Annotated in this window: 7 protein-coding genes and 1 rRNA gene; 5 read left to right on the top strand and 3 right to left on the bottom strand. The window is 44.9% G+C overall.

Annotated elements, in window-relative coordinates:
• Window positions 1-205 (bottom strand): 16S ribosomal RNA (locus BUB81_RS20640); the annotation flags it as partial.
• 471 nt (window positions 206-676) lie between these two features.
• Here BUB81_RS20640 and BUB81_RS20635 point away from each other — a divergent pair.
• Window positions 677-1,141 carry an RNA recognition motif domain-containing protein gene (locus BUB81_RS20635; RefSeq protein WP_073325244.1) on the top strand — a complete coding sequence of 155 codons (465 nt, stop codon included), beginning with the start codon at window positions 677-679 and terminating at the stop codon, window positions 1,139-1,141.
• Window positions 1,142-1,198: 57 nt separating this feature from the next.
• Here the strand turns inward: BUB81_RS20635 and BUB81_RS20630 are convergent, their stop codons facing one another.
• Window positions 1,199-2,449 carry a DUF5610 domain-containing protein gene (locus BUB81_RS20630; RefSeq protein WP_073325243.1) on the bottom strand — a complete coding sequence of 417 codons (1,251 nt, stop codon included), beginning with the start codon at window positions 2,447-2,449 and terminating at the stop codon, window positions 1,199-1,201.
• Window positions 2,450-2,626: 177 nt separating this feature from the next.
• Between BUB81_RS20630 and trmA the strand changes: the two genes are divergently transcribed.
• On the top strand, window positions 2,627-3,721 hold the full coding sequence (trmA, locus tag BUB81_RS20625) for a tRNA (uridine(54)-C5)-methyltransferase TrmA (RefSeq protein ID WP_073325242.1): 1,095 nt from the start codon (window positions 2,627-2,629) through the stop codon (window positions 3,719-3,721).
• A 14-nt stretch (window positions 3,722-3,735) separates the two neighbouring features.
• Here trmA and fabR read toward each other — a convergent pair whose 3' ends face one another.
• Entirely contained in the window at window positions 3,736-4,344 is a 609-nt protein-coding gene (gene fabR / locus BUB81_RS20620) for an HTH-type transcriptional repressor FabR (protein ID WP_073325241.1), read from the bottom strand.
• A 106-nt stretch (window positions 4,345-4,450) separates the two neighbouring features.
• On the opposite strand from fabR, the gene BUB81_RS20615 reads away from it, so the two are divergent.
• The 3 genes from BUB81_RS20615 to BUB81_RS20605 all read left to right on the top strand — a co-directional run bounded on the left by BUB81_RS20615 (window position 4,451) and on the right by BUB81_RS20605 (window position 9,916).
• Window positions 4,451-5,578, top strand: a complete 1,128-nt coding sequence (locus tag BUB81_RS20615) for an acyl-CoA desaturase (protein ID WP_073325240.1) — start codon at window positions 4,451-4,453, stop codon at window positions 5,576-5,578.
• 247 nt (window positions 5,579-5,825) lie between these two features.
• Entirely contained in the window at window positions 5,826-8,078 is a 2,253-nt protein-coding gene (locus BUB81_RS20610) for an EAL domain-containing protein (protein ID WP_073325239.1), read from the top strand.
• The gene (locus BUB81_RS20605; protein WP_073325238.1) at window positions 8,075-9,916 is read left to right on the top strand and encodes a sensor histidine kinase; all 1,842 of its coding nucleotides are present in this window, start codon (window positions 8,075-8,077) and stop codon (window positions 9,914-9,916) included. Before BUB81_RS20610 ends, BUB81_RS20605 begins: the two co-directional genes overlap by 4 nt.
• Window positions 9,917-10,012 lie beyond the last annotated feature (96 nt).

Below are 10,012 nucleotides of genomic sequence, written 5' to 3'. Positions count from 1 at the left end.
CGAAGCCCCCTTTGGTCCGTAGACATTATGCGGTATTAGCAGTCGTTTCCAACTGTTATCCCCCACCTAAAGGCAAGTTCCCAAGCATTACTCACCCGTCCGCCACTCGTCAGCGAAGTGCAAGCACTTCCTGCTACCGTTCGACTTGCATGTGTTAGGCCTGCCGCCAGCGTTCAATCTGAGCCATGATCAAACTCTTCAATTAAATATATCGAAATTTTGAATTGTCGTTGTTGACACTCTTAATGAGTGCCCACACAGATTGTCTTGTTATAAATTGTTAAAGAACAGTGCAAACTCACTTGTTTGCTGCTTCAGCGTTCTTTCAGAACCTGCCGAAGCGGGATGCGTATAATACGCTGTTAGTTTAGAGTGTCAAGCTTTTTTTCATAACTCTTTTTGAGTTTTTCTAAATCACTTTAGGTTCCGGCTTTTGCCTTGGAGCCCCTCAGAACTGGCGCGCATTCTACATCCCTGAGAGTTTGCGTCAACACTTATTTGTAATTTTAAGGCGTTTTTATTGAAATTCTTTTTAAACGCTTATTTTCACAACAATTCTCGATTATTTAAGCATCAAAGCAAGGAATTTGTGAATCAATATTGTTCATTTTGTTATAAATGAGTAAAATTTCCGATGCAAACCTATTCTCTATAACAATATTATTAAGGTAGCATTATGAAAGTCAGCTTAATGCAATGTGTTTTGATCAGTCTCGTTCTGGCACTTGTTGGTTTCCTTTTCACTCATCAGTTTCCTTTAGATGCGTACACACCGGCAGTGGTAGCGGGTTCTTTATTAGTTAGCGGTATCGTTACACCATGGATAGCTTCGCTGTTAGCTACGAGTAAACCAGTATCATCTTCCTCTGACACAGTAATGGATGACAATGTCTCTACGCTTTACGTTGGTAACCTACCGTATAAAGCAAACGAAGATGCAGTAAAGGCCTACTTTGAAAATCATATTCGGGTTCAATCTGTCCGTTTAATGAAGGATAAGAAAACCGGAAAACGAAAAGGCTATGGATTTATTGAGGTGGTCGATGGCGATGTAGACGCTATCATAGGTCAGTTTAATGATTCTGTTTTCCAGGACAGGACGTTGAAAGTCAGGCCTGCGAAAGACAAAGTACCCGGTTAATCTTTTCCAAACTTTTCTTCCATAAATACTAAGCCCCCAATTGGGGGCTTATTTTTTTTAGTTAGTTTGCGTGTTGTCAGTCAGCTTACTATTAAACTGATGGAAGCGATTGATTGCTGACACCACATCCGGAACGTGAACATCTGTCATTTGATTGATTACTCCATTAATCACTTTTGAGTAATCAGTACCCACTTCGAGTGTCTTGTCTAACAGGTCCTGCATAGACTTTAATTGCTCTACGTAAGCTTTTAATGGCTCTAACTGTTTACGCAGTGCTTCTTTATTATCTACTTCGCTTTCATTTTGCTGATAGGCCGCAATTTTCTCACTGACTTGCTTTCGATCCAGCTGTAAAGAAAACCCAGCCAGTTCATTCTCATCAAAACCAAGTTCGAGTGCTTTATTAAATGCTGTCTCAATATCGCCATCGAAGAACGAGCGACTTACATCGGTAATTTGCTTCAACAAATCACTGATCGCTGTTAACTCACCTTCGTCTAAGTCGCCTTTAACCGCAAAGCTGACCCCGCTGTATTCTGTATACTGTAAAGACTGGTTAAAACTGAACGACGCTGATTCTGAAGTTGCCGACGAACCGCTTCCTGTATTTGTTGGTGCATTATAAGTGTAGGAAGCATTGTAGCTAACCTGTCTGGCCTGTCCGAAATACAAAGACACTTCGTCGCCATCTTTGGTTCTAATTACCAGTCCGGCCTGCTCAGCATTCATGTTCTGCGCGAATAGCTGTTGGGCCATAATACCTGAAGCCGCTTCACTTTTGCCCAGGACTTCATCTTCCAGTTCATTTATGCCATTTCCGATAGCCTCACGGCTTTTTTCTATGCCTTGCGAAATCTCGCTGTTCATGAGCCCGGCAAGATCTTTTTGCGCCATCGCGATACCTTTAGCGACACCGCTGCGCGCTTGTCCAATCAGGTCGGTTAACGTTTCGTCATCGGCACCACTTTTCGCGGCCCCACGCACTACACCGCCAACGAATTTCAGTACGTTGTTGGCTACAGTTTCGAAATCAAATAGTGATTTGGATGCCTCTGGCGCCGCATTAGCATACTGACTATTGTCAAAACGACGCTCATTCACCACAACATTCTGTTCCATGGCGGTGACCACCACTTTATTTGACACGGCAGTTTGTGAAACGCTTAACTGAACAGACTGTGTGGATTGCTGAAACTCACGCGCCTGGCGCAAGCCTTCTTGCTGAAGCTGTTTGTTTAAGCTTGTTCTGGGACTCTCAACTTTCCCAGGATCACTCTTTCCAGCTGGAATTGAATCAACTGTCATAATAAAAACCCTCTCTCACCTCATAGATCTTATCGGCGAGTTCGTGAGTTTATTTAGCGTCCTTTTACTATTTTCGCTTATTTTTTAAACTACCGTAAAATAGCAGATGCGTGAAAGTGGAAGTTTTGACAAAACTCACTACAATGCCGCCTTTAATTGTAGGGGGAATTTAAGACGATGCAGGCAAATATGCAGAAAGACTATCAGGCACAGCTCGACAATAAAGCAAATACGTTGTCCGCTATGCTGGCTCCTTACTACCGCGACGATCTTGATGTATTCGCTTCGCCACCCCAGCATTATCGTATGCGTGCAGAATTCCGCGTATGGCATGAAGGTGATGACCTCTACCACATCATGTTTGATCAGGCGACTAAGCAAAAGTACCGGGTAGATGCATTCCCACCAGCATCAGAAACAATCAACGCACTAATGACGCGCGTACTGGAACTCATTACTCCGTCTGAAGTGTTGCGTAAAAAGTTGTTTCAGATTGATTACCTGAGCGGCCTATCAGGCCAGTGTGTGATCAGTTTACTTTACCATCGCCAGCTCGATGACACTTGGGAGCAAGCCGCCAACGACATGCGCGAGACACTGAATCAGACATTTAATGTCAGTGTGATAGGCCGTGCCCGAAAGCAAAAAAGAATAATCGGTAATGACTTTATTATTGAGTCACTGCCAGTAAACGGTAAAACCTATCAATTCAAACATATCGAAAACAGCTTTACGCAACCCAACGCTGAAGTTAACTGTAAGATGCTGGAATGGGCCATTTCACAGTCGAAGCCGTTATCTGGCGATCTACTGGAGCTTTACTGTGGTGCGGGTAACTTCTCCATTCCATTGGCAAGTGAATTTGACTCTGTTGTAGGCACAGAAATCGCCAAGCCGTCGGTTGAAGCGGCGCAATACAATATTGCGGTTAACAATATCGATAACGTGCAAATTGCACGCTTGTCCAGCGAAGAATTCGTTCAAGCGATGGAAGGCAAACGCGAGTTTGAGCGTCTGAAAGGCATAGACTTAACCAGCAAGAATTTTACTACCGTATTGGTCGACCCACCCCGGGCCGGATTAGACCCTGATACGTTGGCCATGATCAGCCAGTTCGAGCACATTATCTATATCTCATGTAACCCAAACACGCTGGTCGATAATTTGTCGGCATTATCGAAAACCCATGAAGTTACGCGGGCCGCTTTATTTGATCAGTTCCCGTTTACCGATCACATGGAATCCGGCGTCTTTTTGCGACGCAAGAAGTGATTCACACGGCCCGGTTAGTCGGGCCACTTTTGCCAAAAAGCCAAACTGCCTAACTGAATAAAGCGCAATTGCTTCTTCACTCTTTCACTGATAGCGGCTTTCAATATCGCGTCAGCTTCCAATGCATCTGCACCGGCGCTGAAGACTAATCGCACCATGGCCTCAGCCTGGAGCACGGCAATATCGTGTGGGATTTTGAGTTGCTCGATAATGTAATCACTCAACTCATCGGTGAAATGCTGGATCTCTCTCGAAACCGCCAGACGATAGGCCGCTGACGTACCTGTGTGTTCGCGCAGGAGCAATCGAAACACATTGCTGCTGGCTGTAATGAACTCCATAAACGTATCAACCGACGTATCAATAACGCCGCCACCCGACGCAATACGTCGGCGAGCCTGACGCATTAACTGACGCAATGCTAACCCGGCCTCATCAACTAACGTCAGACCCAATTCGTCCATATCCTTAAAATGGCGATAAAACGACGTAGGGGCAATACCCGCTTCCCGAGCGACTTCGCGCAAACTTATAGCCGATAATGTGCGGTTTTCGTTAAGCAGTTGAAATGCCGCATCAATTATACTTTGGCGCGTTTTTAATTTCTGTTCCTGGCGACTCAACAGCAGTCCTCTCTTTATTCTTAGGGTTAATATTACCCCTATTTTCCTTGCGAAACACGCGATTTGAGGCTAAATTAGCGTACAGTTGTAAGCTGAGTTGTATCATATGAAAAAGCCACGTTTAATCATCACCAATATTCTGGTGTTTGTTATCACCGGACTCATCGCATTTGTTGGTGTGCCTTATTGGGCAATGACACAGGGATTTGACACCACCGAAATCGTAACCACCCTAGTGTTGTTTTACGCAACGGGCATGTCTATAACAGCGGGATACCACCGTTTGTGGTCACACAAGACCTATGATGCTCACCCTGTCGTAAAAGTTGTGCTGGCAATTGGTGGCGCAATGGCGCTGCAAAACAGTATTCTCCACTGGTCATCTGATCACCGGGTTCATCACCGTCACGTCGACGAAGACGACAAAGACCCCTATTCCGCAGGTAAGGGATTGTGGTTTTCACACATTGGCTGGATGCTGCGTGAATACCAGTCACATCGCTACGACGACTACAGCAACTGTAAAGATTTGCAGAAAGACAAAGTGGTTATGTGGCAACACAACCACTACCTGCCAATTGTGCTGATTGCTAACTTTGGCCTGACTGGCTTTTTGGGTTGGTTAAATGGCGACATTTTCAGCATGATTTTACTCGCTGGCGTGTTTCGCCTAGTCGCGGTTCACCACGTTACATTCTTCATTAATTCGTTGGCACACTATTGGGGCAGTCAGCCTTACACCGACACTAACAGTGCACGTGACAATGGCATTCTGGCCTTCTTCACGTTCGGTGAGGGGTATCACAACTTTCACCATATTTTTGAATATGACTATCGCAACGGTATTCGCTGGTATCAGTTTGACCCAACAAAATGGCTAATCAAAGGTCTGTCATTTGTAGGTCTGACAAAGAACCTGCGCACCTGCCCGGAAGAACGTATTGAAAAAGCCCGCGCGGCGATGCAATTAAAACGTGCAAGTCAGAAAGTCTCCAAGCTACCAAACGCGGAAGAGGTCATGCAAACCTTGCAGAAAGAGTACGACGTTCTACTCCAAAAAATGACCGATTACTACACCACGAAAAAGCGCATAATGAACCTGCGTAAGAAACACCTGATGCGAAGTATGGAGCGTCTTGAGCTCGACCTTAAATACAAAGAACTTAAGCACTCTTTGGTTTTACAGAAAGAGAAATGGCTAAAAGTATCTCAACTCGAAGTTCAGTTCGCCTAAGCACGCCACGTTCTAGAAAGCGGCAATCCCCTATAGGGCATTGCCGTTTTTTATTGTCTGAAACTTGAATTCCTGCCAATACCGATAATACTTTAGTCTAAGAAGGCGCCGGATTCTTGTCGTAAAAGAGAGTTTGGCATTTACCTCACTCACACAGGGAAATGTGCAAACGAACAGCGTACCGCGCCCACCAGTTCATCCATCAACTGGATCAGTGTTTTGCTAACTTTTTGGCAGGTATGCTTACATGAATGAACTATTTGAATTCTCAGCGTCGCCTGGTACATCAGTCGAGGGGACAACAGAAACCTGGAAAGTGCTTAGTGTCGAGGACGACCAGTCTTACCAGGACGTTATTGCACTGGCTTTAGCCAACTTCACGTTCATGGGCAAGAAAATAGAGCTCATAAAAGCCAACTCCGCAGCACAAGCCGCAACCGTTCTCTCCAGGCATCGAGATATCAGCCTTATTCTACTCGACATTATCATGGAAACCGATGATGCAGGCTTTTACCTGATTGACACTGTCAGGAATATCCTGGGTGACTCACTGGTAAGGATCGTGTTACTTACAGGCCAGCCTGGCATTAATCCCCGACAGAAGGCGGTACAAGACTACGATATTGCCGAATACTGGAACAAAGCCGATCTAGATGCCGAGAAGCTAACCAGCATCGTAATGAGTAACCTGCGTACCTGGCAAATGTCACATGAACTCTATGCGGCGCGTCGCGGCCTTCAAATGATCGTAGATGCATCGAGAGCGCTTACAGCGAAACAAGATGTCGATGCGTTCGCCCAAACCGTGCTGGAAGAAATTGCACAAGTTATCAGCGTTCCGAATTCTGGCGGTATTATTTGCGCTCTAACAAGTGATGGAGAACAACCCTATACGGACATCCCTATCGTTGCCGCCAGTCAACATTTTCGTCCCTTGATTAATACTGAATTAGCCCACGTTTTTTCACTGTACCCCACTATCGTACGAGACACTATTAAAGAAGCGATTGCGACATGTATCGACACAAAACAACACGTCTTCGATAAGAATTTCTCAGTCTTGTTTTTTGATACCAGTCAGTTTGATGACCGAAAATACCTGATGCTGATTGACTCGCCCAATAGCCTGGATGACAGCCATGTTTCTCTTTTACAGGTGTTTGCTGAAAATATTAGCAGTGGCTTCGTCAATCAGGCACTAATGGACAGGTTAAGTCAGCTTGCTTACCTGGATATGGACTTTAACTTACAAAATCGCAACTGGCTGATACGTGAACTGAATCAACTCAACGTTGCACAGCGCAACGCTTGTTCGCTCTTATTGTTCAGATTACAAAATCTGGACGCCACGGAAATGATGGTCGGCCATCATTACGCTAATGACATCAGAAAAGCGCTGGTAGTTTCGCTAAAAGCTCAATTTCCCACTGGTACGCTAATAGCCAGTTGGGATGAAGATACGGTGGCTGTGGTTTTTTCCAGAACAAAGCTGCCTAAGATCTACGAAATAGAGCAGTTTAGAGCACTTCCGTTGCACGTAGACACGGTAGAAATTCAACAACAGGTCCAGGTAGGGATTCTTCACTTTTCCGACATTCCGTCTTTGTCTATTAATCAGGTTGCTATTGTCGCTAACCTGGCACTAAACAAAGCAAAATTCCGAAACTTACACGTGCTTGAATTCGATACGCACATGCTCGATACCTTAGCTCAGAGAATGAATATCTTATCGGAACTAAAAACAGCCATTTCAGAACAGCAGGGGTTTTATCTCGCATTACAACCAAAAGTAGATATGCAAAACGGTCAACCGGTAGGGTTTGAGGCGTTATTAAGATGGCAAAAGCCCGATGGCACCCTCTGCCCGCCCTGTGACTTTATCCCCATAGCTGAAGCGTCGGGTATGAGTCTGGAACTGTCTGAATTGGTGTTACATATGACAGTTCAAATAATCAGACAGTTTCAAAACGCCGGCTACTCTCTGCCTGTCTCATTTAATCTGGCGTACAATGACGTCTCTCATCCGGCCATTTACCAGGCAATAGAAAGCTTTATAAAGACAGGGCAAGTCAAACCATCGATGCTCGAAATCGAAATTACTGAAAGCCAGGCAACCCAGGACTACCAATTACTTAATCCCGTGCTGAGCAAATTGATCAAGCTCGGTGTTAACGTTAGCATTGACGACTTTGGTACGGGCTATTCATCGCTGTCACAGCTTACCAATTTGGTAGCGACTACCATTAAAGTCGACCGTCAGTTTGTGCATGACCTTACCAGTCCTAATCGCGAAAATGCGCTGCATGTCATTCAGATGATAGCGCGCGTTGCACACAGGTTTAACTTTGATGTCATTGCAGAAGGCATCGAAAGTAAAGAACAGGAAAGGTTACTGCTGGAAAATGATTTTAAATTTGCCCAAGGATTTTTATACGCGAAGCCAATGCCGTTAGCTGACGCGCTGGACTGGTTAACCGATCACTATCGCGGACCAAAATGAAGCTGCAACAGGGAGTTTTACGCTATGTGTGGAGTTTTGTATGGATTGTATTTGTACTTTGCGTTGCCGCGATCGTGGGATATTTTGCCTATTCTGACAAATTAGCCTCGCTGCAACATCCTATCCGAGTTACACAACGCTCCCAAATTGATACTGCATCGGTATTAATTAATCGAAAAATAAGTGAAATCGAAACAGTCATGCGACTGTTTAAACATGAACTTGAGCTATTGCAGCCAGAAGAAAATACCATAAGGCGCGCATTCAGAACGCTGTTTTACGTTTATCCCGAATTGCTTCAGGTCAGATGGCTGGATGAAAATGGAAACGAAAAAATCCGTTTGGAAAAAGCGCCTGACAACACACTGTATTCGGTAGAAGAATCAGCACTTCAAAACAAAGCGGCGAGATACTATTTCAGCGCTGGCATACAGTTAGCCCCCAATGAGATTTTTATTACGCCAATTGATCTGAATATCGAAAACGGGGAAGTGCAACGCCCTTTTCAACCAACAATCAGAGCGGTAACCAAAGCCGAACAAGCTGAACTAGGCACGGGTCTGCTGGTTATAAACTTTGATTTAAGGCCTCTGCTTAGCAGCTTGAAGTCTCTCAATACGCCGGAGAGTGCCCTACTTGTCGGTGCTGGCACGTCAAAATGGATTTTGCACCCGATGGAGAGCAAAGAATGGAGCGTCGACCTGATAAAAGCACCAGCCAACATCGTGGTCGAAATCCCCTCTTTGTGGCACCAACTTTCCACCCAAGACAGTATAACGACGCAAACACTAAACAACACAGTGGTAACCGCCCAGCGCATAAACTCATCGTTCCTTGAAACCGGAGGTTTACCCGACATCTACCTACTCACCAAAAGCCGTGATGATGTATTGCCAGCCCTGCAAACCAATGCGTTTCAAACAGCCATATTGTATGCCCTGGGGTTATGTATGTTTGGGTTACTTGTGCTGTTTTTATATGTTAAGCATATTCAGCGTCTACAACGTCTTAGCAAAGCAATAAAAGTGGAGAGGGATTCACTGAAAACCGCGCTTGACCAGCAAACCGTCCTAATTGAAGAACTGGCAGAATCACAAAAACTGTCTTCGCTAAGTATTATGGTAGCCGGCCTCGCCCATGAGTTGAATACACCGGTTGGTGCTACCAACATGGCGCTTTCAAATTTAAAAAACTTACTGGATGCACTGCGCAGGCAGGCCAATGAAGGTCTCACTAAAGAACAGTTTCATCATTTTATAAGTCAAACTGACAAAACTCTTTCGTTAGCCAACGACAACAATCATCGGGCAATTAGTCTGGTTAAAGGCTTCAAACGTCTTTCTTTTGAACGCGCCAAAGATGACTTTACCCGCTTCAAGGTACGCCAAACTATTATGGATCTCGAACGCAGTATGGCCGGCCTGTTCAAACAACATCACGTAACAGTGAAAAACGCCATTGGTGATGACCTGGAAATTGAAGGATACCCGGGTGCATTTTCACAAATCATCCAAATATTGCTCAGCAATACCCTGGCCCACGCATTTAATGACAGAAACGCGAATCAGGTCATTATTGAAGGCTCCTCATTTCCCGACAAGGTTGAGATTACCGTGACAGACAATGGATGTGGTATACCCGAATCGATTCAGGAACAGATCTTTGACCCATTTATTACCAGTAAGCGACACAAACAACATACCGGCTTGGGACTACATATGGCGAAGGCCTGGATGTATCAAGCCTTTAATGGCGATATAAAAATTAAACGTACCTCGCACAGAGGAACCCAATTCGCACTAACGTTTCCCGTATCCACCATTCCATCGGATCACTGAATCGATTCAGTCCTGTATTCACACACGACGACATCAGACCAATGGCTACAAATAAATCCCTAAACATATCAGTTATTTTTGGCTAATATGGGACAT

The sequence above is a fragment of the Marisediminitalea aggregata genome, from assembly GCF_900129565.1.
GTDB lineage: Bacteria > Pseudomonadota > Gammaproteobacteria > Enterobacterales > Alteromonadaceae > Alteromonas > Alteromonas aggregata.
The sequence above is the reverse complement of the archived record's forward strand: the minus strand, read 5'-3'. Positions and strand labels throughout refer to the sequence as shown.

Bases quoted from the DNA above. Each gene is read 5' to 3' on its own strand.
- BUB81_RS20635 (WP_073325244.1), top strand. From the start codon at position 677: ATGAAAGTCAGCTTAATGCAATGTGTTTTGATCAGTCTCGTTCTGGCA.
- BUB81_RS20630 (WP_073325243.1), bottom strand. From the start codon at position 2,449: ATGACAGTTGATTCAATTCCAGCTGGAAAGAGTGATCCTGGGAAAGTT.
- trmA (WP_073325242.1), top strand. From the start codon at position 2,627: ATGCAGGCAAATATGCAGAAAGACTATCAGGCACAGCTCGACAATAAA.
- BUB81_RS20615 (WP_073325240.1), top strand. From the start codon at position 4,451: ATGAAAAAGCCACGTTTAATCATCACCAATATTCTGGTGTTTGTTATC.
- BUB81_RS20610 (WP_073325239.1), top strand. From the start codon at position 5,826: ATGAATGAACTATTTGAATTCTCAGCGTCGCCTGGTACATCAGTCGAG.
- BUB81_RS20605 (WP_073325238.1), top strand. From the start codon at position 8,075: ATGAAGCTGCAACAGGGAGTTTTACGCTATGTGTGGAGTTTTGTATGG.